The organism is Oceanimonas smirnovii ATCC BAA-899 (genome assembly GCF_000381965.1).
Taxonomy (GTDB): Bacteria; Pseudomonadota; Gammaproteobacteria; order Enterobacterales; family Aeromonadaceae; genus Oceanimonas; species Oceanimonas smirnovii.
Window position 1 is genome coordinate 26,212 of the sequence record NZ_KB908468.1, and the last position, 19,640, is coordinate 45,851.

Consider the following 19,640-nt stretch of genomic DNA (forward strand, 5'->3'; position numbering starts at 1 on the left):
GAATAGGGAGCAGGGAATAGGGATTAGTGGCCATTCCCTATTCCCTGCAGTTTACCGTTGAAACGGGTACACGGATCCTAGTTCAAGAATTTGGGTGAGCTCGTCCAGGGCCGCGCGGGATTCCTCCAGCAGCGCCGGATCGCGCAGATCGTTCGGGTGCAGCCTGTCGCGGTAATGGCGCTGTACCCAGTCGGTAAGGCGGCCATACAGGCGATCATTCATCAGGCAGGCGGGATTTACCGCATTCAGCTGGGCCCGGTTCATGGCCACCCGCAGGCGCAGACAAGCGGGGCCGCCCCCGTTTTGCATGCTTTGTTTTACGTCCATAAAGCGCACTTCCCGTATGGGGGTATTCATGGCCAGCAACCGCTCAAGATAGGCGTTTACGCTGGGCGTGCCGGCGCACTCTGTGGGCGCAATCAGCGCCATATGGCCTGGCTTCAGGGTAACCAGCTGCGTATTGAACAGGTAGCTTTTTACCGCATCTGCTACCGGCACCTCGTCATTTTTTACTTCAATAAAATGCAGCTCAGTATCGGGCAGTTTGCGCCGCACTTCTGCCTGCATGCCCTGAGTATCAAGAAAAGCCTGCCGATGGTAAAACAGCACATTGCCGTTACCCACGGCAATGACGTCATTATGAAACACACCCTGATCAATCACTGCAGGATTTTGCTGAATAAAAACCGTCTTGCACTCACTCAGCCCATGCAGGCGGGCCACGGCCCGGGAGGCTTCCAGTGTCTGGCGGGCAGGAAAGCGGCGCGGTGCCGGTGCCCCGGGCTGATGGGCCCGGCGGCCATAGACAAATAGTTCAAGCCCGTGGCCCTGCTCATTATGCAGCCGGGTGTGGTTTGCAGCGCCTTCGTCACCGAAGTCGTCATGGGCGGGCAGGGCCTGGTGATGACAAAAATGGGCTTCGTCGGCAAACACACTGCGCAATATACGGCCAGTCACCTCATGCTCAATGGAGCGGTGAAACTTGTTAACCAGATTGGCAGGAGTAAAGTGCACGCGGCCATCAAGTGTATCGGCACCGGGTGAAACGGTGGCGGCGTTGGCGGTCCACATGGCTGATGCGGAGCTGCAGGCCGCCAGCAAATGGGGGGCCTCACGAAAGGCGCTGTCCAGTACTTGTGCATCAGTGCCGGCAAAGCCCAGCCGGCGCAGTGTGTCTGTGTCGGGGCGGGCCTGCGGAGCCAGCACTCCCTGCACCAGCCCCATGTCGGCCAGGGCCTTCATTTTGCTCAGTCCCTGCAGGGCGGCCTCCCGCGGATGCGACATGCTTTTAGCATGACGATTGGATGCCACATTACCCCATGAAAGTCCGGCATAGTTATGAGTGGGACCTACCAGACCATCGAAGTTCGCTTCCTGTTCAATCATGATAATCTCCTTGAAATCCTGGCGTTGACCAATAAAAGATGCTGCGTACTGCCATTATATTTAGATTTTTATCAAGGTTGTAACTCAAATGTGACAAAGCCACCAGGGGCAGGAATAATGATGCATAAAAAGCGGGCGAACAGGCGACCTGAATAAAAAAGCAGTTGATTCCTGTCTCTATGAGGGCGTTAATAAATAAATATAAATTCACTGAATTTTTTTCAGGCCCGCGCCCGGCTGGTTTGCTTTTTATGACGATATCACTTATACAGCCGTCATTACCGTGCCACAGACCCGCCCGAACGGGGCCGAACTTTAAGGATTTTAACGCGCTTTATGAGCAAATCTCTCGTTATTGTGGAATCGCCCGCCAAAGCCAAGACCATCAACAAGTACCTGGGCAGGAACTATGTGGTCAAATCCAGTGTCGGCCATGTTCGGGACTTGCCGACCGCCGGTTCAGCCAATGGTAAAAAGCCGGCAGCGCGCAAAACCGATACCAAAAGTCTGAGCCCGGAAGAAAAGGCCCGGCTGAAAAAAGAAAAGGATCACAAGGCGCTGATCGCCCGTATGGGGGTTGATCCTGAGCACGGCTGGCAGGCCAACTATCAGGTATTGCCGGGCAAAGAAAAGGTGGTCAATGAGCTTCAGGCACTGGCCGAAAAGGCTGACACCATCTATCTGGCAACGGATTTGGACCGCGAAGGGGAGGCCATTGCCTGGCATCTGAAAGAGCTGATCGGCGGTGATGACCAACGCTTTAAGCGGGTGGTGTTTAACGAGATCACCAAGTCTGCCATTCAGGATGCTTTCAGCCAGCCGTCGGAGCTGAACCTGAACCGGGTAAATGCTCAGCAGGCCCGTCGTTTTCTCGATCGGGTCGTGGGCTATATGGTATCGCCACTGTTGTGGAAAAAGGTTGCCAGAGGCTTGTCGGCCGGCCGGGTGCAGTCGGTAGCGGTGCGGCTGATTGTGGAAAAAGAACGGGAAATCAAGGCTTTTGTGCCTGAAGAATACTGGGATATTCAGGCTGCGCTGAGCAATGAACAAAAGCTGGCGTTGTCCATGATGGTCGCCAAATACCAGAGCAAGGAGTTTCGGCCCACCAATGAGGCCGACGCCATGGCAGCGGTGGATGCGCTGCGTGCGGGTACCTTTACCGTGGCCAGCCGGGAAGACAGACCCACCCAGAGCAAGCCGCCGGCCCCCTTTATTACGTCAACTTTGCAGCAGGCAGCCAGCACCCGGCTAAGCTACGGTGTCAAGCGCACCATGATGCTGGCCCAGCGCCTGTATGAAGCCGGTTACATCACCTATATGCGTACCGACTCCACCAACCTGAGTCAGGAAGCGGTGGCCTCGGTGCGTGATTTTATTGAGCAGCAGCACGGCAGGGATTATCTGCCCGAGTCACCCAATGTCTACGGTGCCAAGGCTAACGCCCAGGAAGCCCACGAAGCCATTCGTCCGTCCGACGTCACCCTGTCTGCGGAGCAGCTCGATGGCATGGAGGCTGATGCCAAGCGACTTTACGATCTTATCTGGCGTCAGTTTGTGGCCTGTCAGATGACGCCGGCGAAATACGACAGCAGCACCATTACGGTCACCTCCGGTGACTATGAGCTGAAAGCCCGGGGACGTATTCTGCGCTTCGCCGGCTGGACCCGCGTGCTCACGCCTCAAAGCCGTAAAGGTGAAGATACCGAGCTGCCGGCGGTGCAGCAGGGTGAAACCCTCACCCTGAATGAGCTGACGCCAAAACAGCACTTTACCAAGCCGCCGGCACGTTTTACCGAAGCGGCCCTGGTGCGGGAGCTGGAAAAGCGTGGCATTGGCCGTCCGTCTACCTATGCCTCCATCATCTCTACCATTCAGGACAGAGGCTATGTCAAAGTGGAAAGCCGTCGTTTTTATGCTGAAAAAATGGGCGAGATTGTGGCCGACAGGCTGCAGGAAAGTTTTGCCGAGCTGATGAACTACGACTTTACCGCCCAGATGGAAAGCAAGCTGGATGAAATTGCCGGCGGCAAACTGAACTGGACCCAGGTGCTTGATGCCTTTTATGCCGAGTTCAGTGAAGAGCTGGAAAAGGCCGAACAGCCGGCAGAAGAAGGCGGTATGCGTGCCAATGAAATGGTACTGACCGATATCGACTGCCCTACCTGCGGCCGCAAAATGGGTATTCGCACTGCCACCACCGGCGTGTTCCTGGGCTGTTCCGGCTATGCGCTGCCGCCCAAGGAACGCTGCAAGCAGACCATTAATCTGGTTCCCGGTGACGAATTTGTGCTGGCCAACGATGAAGAGGCAGAAACCGATGCGCTGCGTGCCAAGCGCCGCTGTGGCAAGTGCGGTACTGCCATGGATTCATATCTGATTGATGACAAGCGCAAGCTGCATGTGTGTGGTCAAAATCCGGACTGTGACGGTTATGAGCTGGAACAGGGCCAGTTTAAACTCAAGGGCTATGAAGGCCCGGTCATTGACTGTGATCGCTGCGGCAGTGAAATGCAGCTTAAAACCGGCCGCTTCGGTAAGTACATGGCCTGTACCAATGACGAGTGCAAAAATACTCGCAAGATCCTGAAAAACGGTGAAGTAGCGCCGCCCAAGGAAGATCCGGTGCACCTGCCCGAGCTACCCTGCACTCAGTCTGACGCCTACTTTGTGCTGCGCGACGGTGCCGCCGGCATTTTTATGGCCGCCAGTAATTTTCCCAAATCCCGGGAAACCCGTGCGCCTTTGGTGGAAGAGCTGGTACGCTTTAAAGACCGGCTGCCATCCAAGTTCCTTTATCTGGCCGAGGCACCTGTCGAAGATCCGGATGGTAACAAGGCGGTGGTGCGCTTCAGCCGTAAAAACAAGGAACAATATGTGATGACAGAGGTCAATAAAAAAGCGACCGGCTGGACTGCGCATTATGTGGATGGCAAGTGGCAGCAACATCAGAAAGGTAAAAAGTAACCCCAAAGCCGCCTGTTGTTCGTATGTTTCGCACAAGGAGTTGGGTGCAATCATCTCAGGCACTGCCTGAACAGGAGTGAATATGGATATTCGTGAAGTAAGGCCGGGCATGATTTGTTACACCACCGAAGGGTCGGGCTATGTACTGGAGGTGGATGTAAACAATGAGGTGGTATTGCTGCAGCGGGAAGACGAGACCATTCCCTTTCAGGTACATGTAAGCGATTTGCTTGAAAGAGCTGAGTAACCTTATTGATCAAGCAGCACCAGCAGCGCACCCAGATCGGGTCGCCACTGGTGCTGTTTCATATCAATCTTATTGCCCCTGAAGACAACACCTTCCGTAAGCAGCCGCTCTTTTTGTTCACGCGCTTCCCGGCTGCCCGCCGGCAGGCTGATATGCCCCGAAGACGCCACTACCCTGTGCCAGGGCAGGGCAGAGGTATCGGCCCGGCGCAGCACAGTGCCGGCCAGCCGTGCCCGTCCGGGCAGACCGGCCAGATCTGCGAGCTGACCATAACTGACCACATAACCGGCAGGAACCAGTGCCAGCACCGATAATATGGCCTGCTTGCCGGTCATGCTCATATCAGGAAAAGGTGCGGCTCAGATTGTTCAGTCCCTGAGAGCGCGCCAGCAGTTCCCGGCTGGAGTCTTCTACCTGAGTAATGGTGTTGAGATTGGCTGAGGAGGTCTCGGATATTTGATGGACATTACGGCTGATCTCTTCTGCCACCTGTTGCTGCTGGCCTGCCGCAGTTGAAATTTCCACGGTGAAGCCGGCGATATTGTCAATTTCCTGAACCACACGCCCCAGACTTTCAGTGCCGGCTTCAGCCGCATTCACACATTCCTGGCTGTGTGCCCGGTTGGTATCCATCATGGTGCGCCAGTTGGTCAGAGTTTGCTGGATCTGGCTGATGCTGGTCTGAATTTGTTCGGTGGCACCATGGGTGCGTGTGGAGAGGGCACGCACTTCTTCGGCCACCACCGCAAAGCCACGGCCATGCTCACCGGCACGGGCCGCTTCAATGGCGGCATTCAGTGCCAGCAGGTTGGTCTGATCAGCAATACCCTGAATTTCTGTCATCAAGGTACCAATGCGATTGGACTCTTCTGACAGTGCCACTGTGGCCTCAGCAGCTTGCTCCGCCTCCCGGGCCAGCTCTACTATCTTCTGTCGTGTCTGCTCCAGCTGGTTTTGAGTCAGATAGCATTGATTCTGAGCCTCTTCGGCATTTTGGGCGGCTTTATGAGTATTTTGAGTAATTTCATTGGCCGTGGCCGACATCTCATCAATAGCGGCAGCAATCTGATGGGTATCGCTGTCCTGGCGGCTGAGATCGTTCCGGGCACTGCTCATGGCCTGCATCATGCTGGTAGCCAGAGATTTGAGGGAGCCGGTCGCATCATCCACCCGGCCTAAAATAGTGCGGGAGCGCGCCTGCCACAGGCCAAGGTGGTAATCAGCAATGGAATGAGGCTCGTTGCCGGAATAAACCAGCCGGGACAGGCTGTCATATTCCTTGTGCAGATTTTGAAAGAAACGCATGCTGGAAAACAGCTGGTTGCGGGTGTTCAGCACCAGCCAGGCCAGAGGCAGCAGGCTCCATACCAGACCGGACAAGCCGCCATAATGCCAGGCACCGCCCAACAGGCCCAGCATAACGGCACTGCTTATCCAGGGCCTCAGGGCAGTCAGCTTGACGGCCGGTTTTTTGCGCTTGCTTTTTTCCGCAGCCAGCAGACTGGCATAGGCTTTCTCGGCACGGGCACGCACTGCCGGATCCAGCCTGGTACGCACCGACTGATAGCCGGTGACCTTGCCGTTTTCGTAAATAGGAGTCACATAGGCATCCACCCAGTAATAGCGGCCATCCTTGCAGCGGTTTTTAACGGCTCCGCGCCAGGCCTGTCCCTGCTCCATACGATCCCACAGGTCCTTGAAGGCAGCTTTGGGCATGTCAGGATGGCGCACAATATTATGGTTTTTCCCTTGCAACTCTTCAGCAGTAAAGCCGGCCACTTTGCAGAAAATGTCATTGGCGTAGGTAATCACACCGCGTTTATCGGTGGTAGATACCAGCTGCTCCTGCTCGCTGTAGGTTACTTCTTCATCGATAACGTGCTGATTTCTTCTGTTCATTAGGATGCTTAATATATTTGTCGCATTTTGTTAGTTACTTATCGGCATAGCGAGCCAGTTCTTAAATAAAAAACAGCACTGACTTCTTTACTGGCTCAGACGTTAAGGGCCGGCTGACACACCTGGCTCAGGCAGCAGATTTGCGGGTATGGCAGTGCCTTCCCGACGAGGATCCGCCACGCCTTGCAGCTGGTTACCCTGTCGCATAATCACATGCAGGCCCGAGTTAAGCTCGTTAAAACGGGGCTTATAGCCCAATGCTGCCATGGCCGGCTGCAGTGCCCGGTTACGGCCAAATGGTTCCATTTCCAGCTGTCCTCCTCTGTGTAATACATGAGGTTGGTGTACTGCTTCACGAATATCCATCCCCCAGTCTAGTACACTGATCAGGGTGTGCAGAACATAGCCGATAATGCTGCTGCCTCCGGGAGAGCCGAGCACCATCAGCAGTTCGTTATGTTGATCAAACACCAGGGTGGGGCTCATGGAGGAGCGAGGACGTTTGCCCGGCTCCAGACGGTTGGCCAGCGGCACACCATTTTGCTCGGGTACAAAGGCAAAGTCGGTGAGTTCATTGTTAAGCAGAAATCCCTGTACCATCAGCCGGGAGCCAAAGGCGTTTTCAATGGTAGAGGTGAGGGAAACGGCATTACCCTTGGCGTCAATAATGCTTATCTGGGTCGTCGATGGCAGTTCCGGTGAGGTATCTGCCGGCGGAGCCGGCTGTATTGTTGGCTGGCCGGCCTTTACCTCAGACAGCGCCTGTGCTGATGCCTTTAATAACCCGGCTCGATCAGCAAGGTAGTCTGCACTCAGCAGTGCCTCAACCGGCACGGGCACAAAGTCACTGTCGGCGGCATAACGTGCTCTGTCGGCAAACGCCAGGCGGGAAGCATCGGCAATCAGCCGCCAGGCCGTAGGTGAGGCCGGCCCCATCTTGCTCAGCTCAAAGTGAGACAGCATGCCCAGAATTTGCCCCAGCGCCAGCGCTCCGGAGCCGGGTGGACCCATGCTACATAATTTGTATTGACGATAAGGAAAACACAGCGCCGGACGTTCCTGAACGCGGTACTGGGCCAGGTCTTCAAGCGTCAGGGTGCCCGGGTTGCTGGCAGCTGAGACCTTGTCGACCATCAGACCGGCAATTTTTCCTTCATAAAAAGCAGAAGGTCCCTCTATGCTGAGCCGCGTCAGTATGGCGGCGAGTAATGGGTTAACCAGATGATGTCCGGCAGTAAGCGGTTCGCCCTTTTCGTTAAAGAAATAGTCCCTGGCCTGAGGATCCTGCTGCAGACTGTCACGGTTTTTAGTAATCAGTTGTGCCAGTCTGGGCGATACTTCAAAACCATTCAAAGAAAGAGAAATAGCGGGAGTGAACAGGTCCTGCCAGGGCAGGGAGCCAAAACGCTGATGGGCCTGCCACATCAGCATTACCGTGCCCGGTGTGCCTACTGAGCGGCCGCCGATCACGGCGTCCATAAACTCAAGCGGCTTACCCTGTTCATCAATAAACAATTCAGGTGAAGCAGCCAGCGGGGCGGTTTCCCGACCGTCCAGCGTTGTTACCTGCTGTTGCTCTTGCTGCCAATGCACCAGAAAACCGCCGCCGCCAAGTCCGGATGACTGTGGCTCCACCAGCGTCAGTACCATCTGGGCGGCTATCATGGCATCTACCGCACTGCCACCCCGTTCCAGCATTTGTTGCGCTGCCCGGCTGGCATGAGGATTGGCCGTCACCACCATCGCCTGCTGTGTCTGCACCAGCGGCTTGTTTTGCCAGCCGGTGGCGGCTTCAGGTGTAGCACGGCTGTCGGCATAAGCGGGAGACCACCAGAGTAAAAAAATAAGAAACAGGGGCATAACAGGGCTCCTGAGCAAACAAGGTACCTCAGCTTAGCAGCAAGCAAAGGTAAAACCAGCCAAAAAACACCCAAGGTGCTGAAAATAAAAGCAAATGATGCTGGCGACAGAAAAATGACTTGTATTGCAGGTGCACCTGCCTATAATGCAACTCCATCAGCAGCCCGGCTGTTGATGATTTTTTGTATTTTGATTTGTATGCGGGAATAGCTCAGCTGGTAGAGCACAACCTTGCCAAGGTTGGGGTCGCGAGTTCGAATCTCGTTTCCCGCTCCAATCAACACCCTGCAAAGGCGCGTTAGCAAAGCGGTTATGCAGCGGATTGCAAATCCGTTTAGTCCGGTTCGACTCCGGAACGCGCCTCCATTACTTCTCCTTATTCCAGTTTCCATCTACCCGAACATACCAGCTGCCATCTTCATTCTGGTAGTTCTGCCGATCCCGCAATTCGGTGGTAACGCGTCCGCCCGTCATCCAGCCCAGTTTTTGCTGGGGCATAAAACCCGGCCCCGGCAGCTCATAGCCCCAGCGTCCGTAGTCATGGCCTGGCTGCTTCGGCAGCATGGATCCTTCGGGATAAAATAAACGTCCTTTCAACAGCAGCCGCTTCTTTACCGGCAACAGGCCTTCGGCTTTCAGTGCTGCACGGACTTCAGCATGTTCACTCAACTGCAGCTGATGCTGTTGCATATGATCCAGTTTGCGTCTGAGTCTGTCGCAGGGGTTAATACCCAAGGCACTGTCTTGCGGAGCGCTCATATCAGTGATCAGATAAAATTTCACCGCCAGCTCCCAGTGTTCGATACGCTGGCGATGGTGGTCCCACAGCAGAAAATCAAAGGCACCCATGGTCCGTCCTGCCACTACCTGCTGGCGATTAAAGCCCAGTATTTGAAAACCCGGATAGTCCAGTAAAAAGAAGTGCCACAGGGCCTCAAAGTACTGCCCCAGCCGGCGGCAGTGACGACAGTGATGCAGCAGCAGGGCGGGATTTCTATCCAGTTGTTGCAGGCGTGGCTGATATGCTTTCAGCAGGTGAGCATACCAGCTATCGTCCGGTGCCATAGAGACTCCGGGCAATAAACCCGGGCTACCAATGGCCCAGGCCAGATCCCGCACTTCATTATGGCGATAATGAGTTAATGGCTGCGTTGGTAAAAGGCGCATCAAATCATCCTCTTTTGCTTTACAATATTGCCCATTCAACCCATCAACAAGGGGAGCCAGCGTGAACAACATCCAGCTCGAGCAACTGTTAAACAAGCAGCTGAATACTCAGGCTATTCGTGATTATTGCCCCAACGGACTGCAAGTGGAAGGGCGCGCCGACATTCGCCATATTGTTACCGGTGTGACCGCCAGCCAGGCATTAATTGACGAGGCCATTGCCCGTCGCGCCGATGCCATTCTGGTGCATCACGGTTATTTTTGGAAAGGAGAATCGCAGCCGGTAACAGGCATGAAGCGCAACCGGCTGAAAGCCCTGCTGGCGAATGATGTCAACCTTTATGCATATCATCTGCCACTGGATATTGCTCCTGAGCTTGGTAATAACGCTCAGCTGGCGGCGTTACTCGGCATTGAGATGACCGGTCCGCTTGAGCCGGGCAATGAGTTGTCGGTGGCCATGCGTGGTGAGCTGAGCACGGCAGTGACCGGGAGCGAACTGGCCAGCCGCATTGAGCAGACGCTGGGCCGAGGCGTGCTGCATGTGGGTGACACAGGGCCGGCGCAAATTCGCAAAATTGGCTGGTGCACCGGTGGTGGTCAGGGCTATATCGATCTGGCGGCAGAGCAGGGCATGGATGCCTTTATCAGTGGTGAAGTTTCCGAGCAGACGGTTCACTCAGCCCGTGAGCTGGGCATTCACTTCTTTGCTGCCGGCCATCATGCCACCGAGCGCTACGGCGTTAAGGCACTGGGAGAGTGGCTGGCAGCCAACCATGGGATCACCGTGGAATTTGTAGATATCGACAATCCGGCATAAAAAAGACCAGGGAGGATAACCACCCTGGTTTCGCAGCAGCCACGAGGGCAACAATATTGTTTGTCCTGCTGAGCGCAGTGAACAAGCACGGTGAATGGGTAACGTATGAGTCATTTTCTATGTTGAACATATGTTAACATCCGGTTATCTGAAGGCAAGTCATTTCTTCAGGCCCAAAGAAAAATGACAATGAATTCAATGAGAGAAGTATGATGGTAGATAAAAGGCTAACTGTCCTGATGGTGGAAGACACGCCGTCATTGGCAGCCATGTATCAGATGTTTTTGCAGGATGAGCCTTTGGTGCTGACGACAGTCAGCAACGGCCAGCAGGCACTGGAGCATATTAAGCGCGAGCCTCCTGATATTTTGCTGCTGGATTTAATCCTGCCCGATATGCCGGGTATGGATATTTTGCAGTGGCTGCATGAAGAGCAGCTGAATATTACTACCATAGTGATGACGGCTCACGGCTCTGTGGATGTCGCGGTAGACGCCATGCGTCTGGGGGCTCATGACTTTATCAGCAAACCGGTAGAAGCCGAACGGCTCAAGGTGACCCTGCATAACACCATGAAATTTCGCCGGCTCAATCAGCTGGTCAATCAGTATCGCCATGAGATCGACAGAAAGCGTTTTCAAGGGTTTATCGGTGAAAGTCTGCCGATGCAAAAAGTTTACCGGCTGATTGAGAATGCCGCTCCCAGCACTGCTACCGTCTTTATTACCGGTGAAAGCGGCACTGGCAAGGAAGTATGTGCTGAAGCTATCCATCAGCTCAGTGGCCGCGCTGACGGGCCTTTTATTGCACTGAACTGTGCCGCTATTCCACGTGATTTGATGGAAAGTGAGCTGTTCGGCCATATCAAGGGTGCCTTTACCGGTGCACTGCAAGACAGAGACGGCGCTGTTATCCGTGCCAACGGCGGCACTCTGTTTATGGATGAAATCTGTGAAATGGATCTGGAGCTGCAGAGCAAGCTGCTGCGCTTTTTACAGACCGGCCTGATCCAGCCGGTGGGCAGCTCCAATCATGTGAAAGTTGATGTGCGCATTGTGTGTGCAACCAACCGGGATCCGCTTGTTGAAGTAGAGCAGGGCCGTTTTCGGGAAGATCTCTACTACCGCTTGCATGTGATCCCGGTACATCTTCCGCCACTGCGCGAGCGGGGAGGAGATGTAATTAATATTGCCACCACCCTGGTGCGTCAGGCGTCACGGGAAGAAGGCAAAGATTTTGTGGGGCTGTCTGAGGCAACCAAAAATCGTTTGCAGGCATATCACTGGCCCGGCAATGTGCGCCAGCTGCAAAACGTGATCCGTAATGCAGTGGTGCTGCATCAGGGAGAGTGGATTGAAGTTGATATGCTGCCGGCACCACTTGATAGCATTACAACCGGAGCGACAACGGCCGATCATGACGGAGCAGCGGCATCTCAGCCCATATTACCGCTGGCAGTGGTTGAACGAAAAGCCATAGAACGCACTATTGCTCATTGTGATGGCAACATCTCCCGGGCTGCAGCCATGCTCGAGGTCAGCCCGTCAACGATTTATCGTAAGCTGCAAAGCTGGGGAGATGATAATGGCTGACTGGCAAACACTTTACCCTCGTCTGCCGCTGTTGGATCCGGCACGACTGGAACAACTGGTCAAAGATCTTGGGCAGGATGCACTGGGCCGTCTGCTGATCTTGTTTGCGGAAGACGGCATACAGCAGGGAGAAGCGCTGGAGCAGGCGTTTAATGAAGGAAATCATGAAGGCATGGCACTATGGTGCCATAGTCTTAAATCAGCCTGTGGCAGTTACGGTGCTTTACGCTGTCAGTTCCTGGCAGAAAAGCTGGAACAGGCTTGTCGTCAGCAACAGACTGATCAGGTGTCGTTACTGATGGCAGCCTGGCAACAGGCGCTGAGTGATACCCTTGAAGCGGTTCAATTACACAGAGAAAGCCGTTAAGCAGGCAAAAAAAATGGCCAACCCAATGGGTTGGCCGAACTTCAGCGGGAGCTGAAGAGAGCACGGGATAAAAACGACTGCTTAAGTATATGAAAGTATCGTGCCAACTTTTCAAAACCCCGTCATTGCTGGCTTTCCGGTGTATTTGAATAAATATCGACCAACCCAAATTGCGAAATGTCGCATTTTGCGATAGGTGTTTGTTGCGTAATGCAATTTCCCTTCTATCTCCCTCTGACAAAGCAAATAAATACCGATACAGTCCATATTCTCTTGCCGGCAGCCAAATATTTCTTGATCTAAAGCTATGTTTACACCTAAGGTGAAGTGAGAACATTGGTTTACAAACTCCGAGTCCGTCATCGCCTAAGTTGGGTTCTCAATAAGGTGTGCGGACCGCTCGGGCCTTCGGGCTCGTAAGGGTGTTATCAGAAATGATGCCGCCTCCCGTTTTGGAAAGGTGTTTATGCTGGAACTACAAGACGCGTTCGCGCGCAAATTTCATTATTTGCGGCTGTCGGTGACCGACGTCTGCAACTTTCGCTGTCAATACTGTTTGCCTGACGGTTATCGTCCCGACGGCCGCAAGTCTTTTCTTACCCTGAGTGAGATCCGTCACATCACTCGTGCTTTTGCCGCCATGGGCACCAACAAGGTGCGCATTACCGGTGGTGAGCCCTCCATGCGCCGGGACTTTACCGATATCATCGAAACGGTGGCATCTACGCCCGGCATTCGCAAGGTGGCTACCACTACCAACGGCTATCGTATGGCGGAGCAGATAGCAGACTGGCGCAGTGCCGGGCTGGGCGCTGTCAACGTCAGCGTTGACAGCCTGGATCCGCGCATGTTTCACCAGATCACCGGTCAGAACCGTTTTCATGAGGTGATGGCGGGCATTGATGCCGCCTTTGCGGCCGGTTTTGAGCAGGTGAAGGTGAATACGGTACTGATGCGCGGGCTCAATGACGGTGAGCTGGGTAACTTTCTGGCCTGGATAAAGTCCAATCCTATTCAGTTACGTTTTATCGAGCTGATGCAAACCGGTGAAATGGACGAGCTGTTTGACCGTCATCACGTGCGTGGGGCGGCCATCAAGGAAAAGTTGCTGGAAGCCGGCTGGCAGCAAAAAGTACGGGCGCATAATGATGGTCCGGCGGAAGTATTCTGGCATTCGGACTATGTGGGCGAAATTGGCCTTATCATGCCTTATGCCAAAGACTTCTGTGCCAGTTGCAACCGCCTGCGGGTGTCGGCGCTGGGCAAGTTGCATTTGTGCCTGTTTGGTGAATATGGTGTAGATCTGCGTGAGCTGCTGCAGCATGAAGGACAACAGGCGGCGCTGCAACGGCGCTTGCGTGACGCCCTGGCCGATAAAAAAGCGACCCACTTTCTGCATGAAGGCATCAGCGGCATGACACCGCATTTGGCATCCATCGGCGGTTAACAGTTTCATAACACTGCCAGGTGGTGGCTGGTGTCATCGCCCGATACTGATCTGCATCAATATATCCCTGAATACCCCGTATTCAGGGTTTCTATCGCTACTCCCTTTTTATACTCTGTAAATACTCATTTAAACTCAGCTTGTCACACTTGTGCTACATTTCAGGCTGTTACTAATAATGGGAGCAATATGGATACCGCACCCGATTTATCCCGCCGGCGCTGGCTGAAGGGAGGATTGACGCCTCAGCATCATGTTCAGACTCTGCCCTGGGCACTGGACCGGCCAGCATTTACCGCCCAATGCACCCGCTGTGGCGACTGCATTCAAGCCTGCCCCGAGCAGATTATTGTGGTGGCCGACGGTGGCTTTCCGGCCATCGATTTCAGTAAAGGTGAATGCACTTTCTGCACCGACTGTGTCAGTGCCTGCGGCGAGCCTCTGTTTTATTCCACCGAACAGGCCCCCTGGCAGCAAGTGGCTGCTTTCAGTCATGCCTGCCTCGCTCATCAGGGTGTGCATTGCCGCAGTTGTGAAGATGGCTGCGAGCCCCGGGCCATTCGCTTTCGGCCCCGGCTGGGGGGCGTATCGGTGCCCGAGCTGGAGCAGGATGCCTGCACCGGTTGCGGCGGCTGTGTGGCGGCCTGTCCGGTGAGTGCCATCAGCATTGTTAAAGAGGGAGGAGCAGCATGACGGAGCAGGAATGGCATGTGGCCAGCCTGGTGGTGTATTGCAAGCCTGAACAAATGGCAGCGGTGATCGCCACCATTAACGCCATGCCCGGTGCCGAAGTGCCGGTGTTTGGTGAGCAGGGCAAGCTGGTGGTGTCCCTTGAAGGACCCGACCAGAGTGCCATCGTGGCCAATATTGACCGCATAGCGCCCCTTGACGGCGTGATATCGACCACTCTCATTTATCATGAGTTTGCCGGCCAGGAAGCCGGTGAGGAGCAAGCATGAAACTGAATCGTCGTGATTTTATGAAAGCCAATGCGGTGGCGGCGGCAGCAGCAGCGGCCGGTCTGGCCGTGCCGGCCATGGCGACCAACCTCATCACCAGCCGGGATCAGACTGCCATTAAGTGGGACAAGGCACCCTGTCGTTTTTGTGGCACCGGCTGCTCGGTACTGGTGGGCTCACAAAACGGCAAGGTAGTGGCCACTCAGGGTGATCCCAAGGCACCGGTAAACCGGGGGCTGAACTGCGTTAAAGGGTATTTTCTGTCAAAAATCATGTACGGCAAAGACCGGCTGACCACGCCGCTGCTGCGCATGAGTAACGGTCAATACGACAAAAATGGCGAATTCACGCCCGTCAGCTGGGATCAGGCCTTTGATATCATGGCTGAAAAGTGGAAAGCCGCGCTCAGGACCAAAGGGCCGGAAGCAGTGGGCATGTTCGGCTCCGGTCAGTGGACCATTATGGAAGGCTATGCTGCCGCCAAGCTTTTCAAGGCGGGTTTTCGCTCCAATAACCTGGATCCCAATGCTCGCCATTGCATGGCGTCGGCAGTGGCCGGCTTTATGCGCACCTTTGGCATGGACGAACCCATGGGCTGCTATGACGACATTGAAGCCACCGACAGCTTTGTGCTGTGGGGCTCCAATATGGCGGAAATGCACCCTATTTTGTGGTCCCGCCTGACCGATCGCCGGCTGAGCGCGCCTCATGTGCGGGTGCATGTGCTTTCTACCTATGAGCACCGCAGCTTTGAGCTGGCGGATAATGGCATGGTATTCAAGCCCCAGACCGATCTGGCCATTCTTAATTACATTGCCCACTACATTATTGAGAACGGTCATGTTAATCAGAGCTTTGTGGAGCGTCATGTACGCTTTGCACGGGGTGAAACCGATATCGGTTATGGCCTGCGGCCCACCCATCCGCGCCAGGCGGCGGCCGCCAACCCGGACTCCGGTGCTTCCACGCCCATGAACTTTGATGAGTTTGCTGCCTTTGTGGCCGACTACGATGTAAACACAGTTGCAGATCTGTCCGGCGTGCCCGCCGACAAGCTGGAAGCGCTGGCCATGGCCTACGCCGATCCCAATACCAAGGTGGTGTCGTTCTGGACCATGGGCTTTAACCAGCATACCCGGGGCACCTGGGCCAATAACATGGTTTACAACATACATCTGCTGACCGGCAAAATCTCCGAGCCGGGCAACAGCCCGTTTTCACTGACCGGCCAGCCGTCTGCCTGTGGTACCGCCCGGGAAGTGGGCACTTTTTCTCACCGTCTGCCTGCCGACATGGTAGTAACCAATCCGGACCACAGAGCCGTGGCCGAAAGAATCTGGAAGCTGCCCGCCGGCACCATCAACCCTGAGCCCGGTTATCATGCCGTGCTGCAAAACCGCATGCTGAAAGACGGCAAGCTCAATGCCTATTGGGTGATGTGTAACAACAATATGCAGGCGGCGGCCAATATGAACGAAGAAAGCCTGCCCGGCTATCGTAACCCGGAAAACTTTGTTGTGGTCTCCGACCCGTATCCCACAGTGACCGCTCAGGCGGCGGATCTGGTGCTGCCCACCGCCATGTGGGTAGAGAAGGAAGGAGGCTACGGCAATGCCGAGCGCCGCACTCAGGTGTGGTATCAGCAGGTAAAAGCGCCGGAAGGGGCGCGCTCGGATCTGTGGCAGCTGATGGAGTTTTCCAAACGCTTCACCATGGAAGAGATCTGGCCTGAGGAGCTGCTGACCCAGATGTCCGAATACCGTAGCAAAAGCCTGTATGACGTGCTCTTTACCAACGGTCAGGTCGATCGCTTTCCGGCGGAAGACTGCAAAAACGAGTTCAATGACGAGCGGGACCACTTCGGTTTTTATGTGCAGAAGGGCCTGTTTGAAGAATATGCGGAGTTTGGCCGCGGCCATGCTCACGATCTGGCCCCCTACGACAGATACCATGAAGAGCGGGGGCTGCGCTGGCCGGTGGTGAACGGCCAGGAAACCCTGTGGCGCTACCGGGAAGGCTATGACCCTTATGTAGAAGAGGGGGCCGGTGTGCAGTTTTATGGTCATAAAGACAACAGGGCGGTGATTTTTGCATTGCCTTACGAGCCGGCGGCGGAAGAGCCCGATGAAGAATTTGACCTCTGGCTGTCTACCGGCCGGGTGCTGGAGCACTGGCACTCGGGCACCATGACCCGCCGAGTGCCCGAGTTGCACAAGTCTTATCCTGCCGCTCAGGTGTTTATGCACCCTGATGATGCCAGTGCCCGGGGCCTGCGCCGGGGCGATGAGGTATTAATGAGCTCACGCCGGGGCGAAATGAGAACCCGGCTGGAAACCCGGGGCCGCAACCGGCCGCCCAAAGGCCTGGTGTTTGTGCCCTGGTTTGATGAAAGTCAGTTGATTAACCGCCTGACCCTGGATGCGACCTGCCCGCTGTCCAAGGAAACGGATTACAAAAAGTGCGCCGTCAAGGTGACCAAGGCATAACCCACGTCAATGTGAGTAAGGTGGAGAATCGCATATGAGCATCACCGCAAAACATCTGCTGGCACCTTTGTTGCTGGTGCTGGCCGGACTGGCAACGGCTGCCCCCGATGCGGGTAACATGGAATCCCTGCGGGGAAAAATGTCCCTGGACAAGGATCCGGCTCCTTCTCGTATTGCCGATCCGTTGAAAGATCAGGGCATACAGGACAGGGTTTATATGCATCAGCCACCGCTGGTGCCCCATCAGGTGCGTGGCTATGAGGTGGATCTCAAGGTAAACCAGTGCCTGTCCTGCCATGGCTGGAAAAATGCCGCCGAACGCAACGCGCCCAGAGTCAGCCCCACTCATTATGAAAACCGGGATGGCCTGACCCTGGGAGACATCAGCCCGCGGCGTTATTTTTGTCTGCAGTGTCATGTGCCGCAAACCGGGGCAGAGCCGCTGGTGGATAACGTCTTTACGCCGGTCGAGTCACTGCGCTGAGGAGGCATTATGGCAAAGAAAAACGGACTGCTGCGCGGCTTGTGGCGCGTGTTCCGCTCGCCGGCACGCGTGGCGGCAGGGGTGGTGCTGTTGCTGGGCTTTATTGGCGGGGTGATTTTCTGGGGTGGCTTTAACACCGCCCTGGAAATGACCAACACCGAGAGCTTTTGCATCAGCTGCCACGAGATGCGCGATAACGTCTATCTGGAATACAGAGATACCATTCATTATGCCAACCGTTCCGGGGTGCGAGCCAGTTGTCCCGACTGTCATGTGCCGCATGAATGGACCCACAAGATAGTGCGTAAAATTGCCGCTTCCAAGGAAGTGTGGGGCAAGATCACCGGCATTATTGACACCCCGGAAAAGTTTGAGGCCCATCGCCGGCACATGGCCGAGCGGGAATGGCAGCGCATGAAGGAGACTGACTCCCGGGAGTGCCGCAACTGTCATAACTTTGACTTTATGGACTTCAGTGTGCAGGGCAATCGCGCCGCTCAGGCTCATTCCACCTCACTGGCCAGCGGTGAAAAAACCTGCATTGACTGCCATAAAGGCATAGCGCATCAGCTGCCGGACATGAGCGGAGTGGCCGGTTTCTGATCTCGGTCATGCAGCAAGGCAACGCCTGTGGCAATATGGCCACAGGCTTTTTTTTGGCTTGACCTGCTGCCGGGCAGCGGGAACAATGCCGGTAAGTTAATTTTATGTGAAAATAATTAAGGTGACATCATGAGTCATGCAAGTCAGGAGCTGGTGCCGCTCAATATCGCGGTGCTGACGGTGTCTGATACCCGTACCGAAGAAAGCGATACATCCGGTCGTTTTCTGGTAGAGGCGCTTACCGCGGCCGGCCACCGGCTGGCAGAAAAAGTCATTCTCAAGGATGACAAATACGAGATTCGTGCGCTGATTTCCCGCTGGATAGCCAGCCCGCAAGTGCAGGTGGTGATCATCACCGGCGGCACCGGCTTTACCGGTCGTGATACCACACCGGAAGCGGTGGCCCCGCTGCTGGATGTGCAGATTGACGGCTTTGGCGAGCTGTTCCGTCATATCACCTATCAGGAGCTGGGCACCTCTACCGTGCAAAGCCGCGCGCTTGGCGGCCTGGCCAACCGCACGGCGGTGTTCTGCCTGCCGGGCTCCACCGGTGCCTGCCGCACCGGCTGGAACGGCATTCTGGCCGAGCAGCTGGATGCCCGGCACAAGCCCTGTAATTTTGTGCAGCATCTGGTGAGCCTATGAGCCGGCTTACTCATATTAATGCCTCCGGTGAGGCCAACATGGTGGATGTGAGCGATAAGGCAGTGACCAGCCGGGAAGCCCGGGCCGAAGCCTGGGTGCTGATGGCTCCCGAGACCCTGGCGCTGATTGTAGAGGGCCGGCATCACAAGGGTGATGTGTTTGCCACCGCCCGCATTGCCGGCATTATGGCGGCCAAGAAAACCTCTGATCTTATTCCGTTGTGCCATCCGCTGGCGCTGTCGAAAGTGGAGGTCAAGCTTGAGCCATGCCGCGAGCGCGGCGGCGTGCGCATAGAGAGCTACTGCAAGCTGGCCGGTCAGACCGGCGTGGAGATGGAAGCGCTCACCGCCGCATCGGTGGCGGCGCTCACCATTTACGACATGTGCAAGGCGGTACAGAAAGACATGCTGATAGAGGGCGTGCGTCTGCTGGAGAAAAAGGGCGGCAAGTCCGGGGAGTTCAGAGCTGATGATTAAGGTGGTATTTTTTGCCCGTGTTCGGGAGCAGCTGGGTGAAGACGAGCTGTCGCTCGAGACAGAGTTTGCCAATGTGAACGCCCTGCGTGAGCATCTGGCGGCGCGCAACGAGACCTGGGCGCAGGTACTGGCCGACAACAGCCTGCTGGTGGCGGTCAATCATGAAATGGCCAGCCCGGCAACGGCCCTGAAAGACGGTGATGAAGTGGCGTTTTTTCCGCCGGTAACCGGAGGTTAG

At 55.3% G+C, this 19,640-nt stretch carries 19 protein-coding genes, 2 tRNA genes and 1 riboswitch; of the genes, 16 read left to right on the forward strand and 5 right to left on the reverse strand.

The genetic code is table 11. The annotated features are described in order from the left end of the window. Window positions 1–51: 51 nt before the first annotated feature. The gene (gene astB, locus G364_RS0113745) at window positions 52–1,386 is read right to left on the reverse strand and encodes an N-succinylarginine dihydrolase (RefSeq protein WP_019935727.1); all 1,335 of its coding nucleotides are present in this window, start codon (window positions 1,384–1,386) and stop codon (window positions 52–54) included. A 336-nt stretch (window positions 1,387–1,722) separates the two neighbouring features. Between astB and topA the strand changes: the two genes are divergently transcribed. Next, entirely contained in the window at window positions 1,723–4,350 is a 2,628-nt protein-coding gene (gene topA / locus G364_RS0113750; protein ID WP_019935728.1) for a type I DNA topoisomerase, read from the forward strand. An 82-nt stretch (window positions 4,351–4,432) separates the two neighbouring features. Next, complete coding sequence (locus G364_RS17300) at window positions 4,433–4,597, forward strand: hypothetical protein (RefSeq protein ID WP_019935729.1); 165 nt, start codon at window positions 4,433–4,435, stop codon at window positions 4,595–4,597. 2 nt (window positions 4,598–4,599) lie between these two features. On the opposite strand, the gene G364_RS0113760 is transcribed toward G364_RS17300, so the two are convergent. The 3 genes from G364_RS0113760 to ggt all read right to left on the reverse strand — a co-directional run bounded on the left by G364_RS0113760 (window position 4,600) and on the right by ggt (window position 8,356). Continuing rightward, a complete protein-coding gene (locus G364_RS0113760; RefSeq protein WP_019935730.1) occupies window positions 4,600–4,938 on the reverse strand; it encodes an MGMT family protein in 339 nt (112 codons plus the stop codon). Window position 4,939: 1 nt separating this feature from the next. Further along, on the reverse strand, window positions 4,940–6,496 hold the full coding sequence (locus tag G364_RS0113765; RefSeq protein ID WP_019935731.1) for a methyl-accepting chemotaxis protein: 1,557 nt from the start codon (window positions 6,494–6,496) through the stop codon (window positions 4,940–4,942). 102 nt (window positions 6,497–6,598) lie between these two features. Next, window positions 6,599–8,356, reverse strand: a complete 1,758-nt coding sequence (gene ggt / locus G364_RS0113770; RefSeq protein WP_019935732.1) for a gamma-glutamyltransferase — start codon at window positions 8,354–8,356, stop codon at window positions 6,599–6,601. Window positions 8,357–8,556: 200 nt separating this feature from the next. Here ggt and G364_RS0113775 point away from each other — a divergent pair. Further along, window positions 8,557–8,632, forward strand: a tRNA-Gly gene (locus G364_RS0113775). Window positions 8,633–8,648: 16 nt separating this feature from the next. After that, window positions 8,649–8,722, forward strand: a tRNA-Cys gene (locus tag G364_RS0113780). Here the strand turns inward: G364_RS0113780 and G364_RS16895 are convergent. After that, window positions 8,723–9,523 carry a DUF1853 family protein gene (locus G364_RS16895; RefSeq protein ID WP_169336654.1) on the reverse strand — a complete coding sequence of 267 codons (801 nt, stop codon included), beginning with the start codon at window positions 9,521–9,523 and terminating at the stop codon, window positions 8,723–8,725. Window positions 9,524–9,584: 61 nt separating this feature from the next. Between G364_RS16895 and G364_RS0113790 the strand changes: the two genes are divergently transcribed. From G364_RS0113790 to moaD, 12 genes are all read left to right on the forward strand, one after another. Continuing rightward, complete coding sequence (locus tag G364_RS0113790) at window positions 9,585–10,343, forward strand: Nif3-like dinuclear metal center hexameric protein (protein WP_019935734.1); 759 nt, start codon at window positions 9,585–9,587, stop codon at window positions 10,341–10,343. Window positions 10,344–10,555: 212 nt separating this feature from the next. Next, window positions 10,556–11,935 carry a sigma-54-dependent transcriptional regulator gene (locus G364_RS0113795; RefSeq protein ID WP_026344921.1) on the forward strand — a complete coding sequence of 460 codons (1,380 nt, stop codon included), beginning with the start codon at window positions 10,556–10,558 and terminating at the stop codon, window positions 11,933–11,935. Beyond that, on the forward strand, window positions 11,928–12,302 hold the full coding sequence (locus G364_RS0113800) for an Hpt domain-containing protein (protein ID WP_019935736.1): 375 nt from the start codon (window positions 11,928–11,930) through the stop codon (window positions 12,300–12,302). The genes G364_RS0113795 and G364_RS0113800 overlap by 8 nt, the downstream gene beginning before the upstream one ends. Window positions 12,303–12,638: 336 nt before the next feature. Next, a riboswitch (molybdenum cofactor riboswitch) is annotated at window positions 12,639–12,781 on the forward strand. Then, the gene (gene moaA / locus G364_RS0113805) at window positions 12,769–13,749 is read left to right on the forward strand and encodes a GTP 3',8-cyclase MoaA (protein WP_019935737.1); all 981 of its coding nucleotides are present in this window, start codon (window positions 12,769–12,771) and stop codon (window positions 13,747–13,749) included. It overlaps the preceding riboswitch by 13 nt. Window positions 13,750–13,938: 189 nt before the next feature. Continuing rightward, window positions 13,939–14,442: a ferredoxin-type protein NapF gene (napF, locus tag G364_RS0113810; RefSeq protein ID WP_019935738.1), complete on the forward strand. Its 504-nt coding sequence runs from the start codon at window positions 13,939–13,941 to the stop codon at window positions 14,440–14,442. After that, complete coding sequence (locus G364_RS0113815) at window positions 14,439–14,708, forward strand: chaperone NapD (RefSeq protein ID WP_019935739.1); 270 nt, start codon at window positions 14,439–14,441, stop codon at window positions 14,706–14,708. The genes napF and G364_RS0113815 overlap by 4 nt, the downstream gene beginning before the upstream one ends. Beyond that, window positions 14,705–17,194 (forward strand): nitrate reductase catalytic subunit NapA, encoded by a 2,490-nt coding sequence (napA, locus tag G364_RS0113820; protein WP_019935740.1) that lies wholly within the window; start codon window positions 14,705–14,707, stop codon window positions 17,192–17,194. Before G364_RS0113815 ends, napA begins: the two co-directional genes overlap by 4 nt. 34 nt (window positions 17,195–17,228) lie before the next feature. Continuing rightward, on the forward strand, window positions 17,229–17,678 hold the full coding sequence (locus G364_RS0113825) for a nitrate reductase cytochrome c-type subunit (protein ID WP_019935741.1): 450 nt from the start codon (window positions 17,229–17,231) through the stop codon (window positions 17,676–17,678). A 9-nt stretch (window positions 17,679–17,687) separates the two neighbouring features. Then, entirely contained in the window at window positions 17,688–18,281 is a 594-nt protein-coding gene (locus G364_RS0113830; protein WP_019935742.1) for a cytochrome c3 family protein, read from the forward strand. A 129-nt stretch (window positions 18,282–18,410) separates the two neighbouring features. Further along, entirely contained in the window at window positions 18,411–18,926 is a 516-nt protein-coding gene (gene moaB / locus G364_RS0113835) for a molybdenum cofactor biosynthesis protein B (RefSeq protein ID WP_019935743.1), read from the forward strand. Beyond that, a complete protein-coding gene (moaC, locus tag G364_RS0113840; RefSeq protein WP_019935744.1) occupies window positions 18,923–19,402 on the forward strand; it encodes a cyclic pyranopterin monophosphate synthase MoaC in 480 nt (159 codons plus the stop codon). The genes moaB and moaC overlap by 4 nt, the downstream gene beginning before the upstream one ends. After that, the gene (moaD, locus tag G364_RS0113845; protein WP_019935745.1) at window positions 19,395–19,640 is read left to right on the forward strand and encodes a molybdopterin synthase sulfur carrier subunit; all 246 of its coding nucleotides are present in this window, start codon (window positions 19,395–19,397) and stop codon (window positions 19,638–19,640) included. Before moaC ends, moaD begins: the two co-directional genes overlap by 8 nt.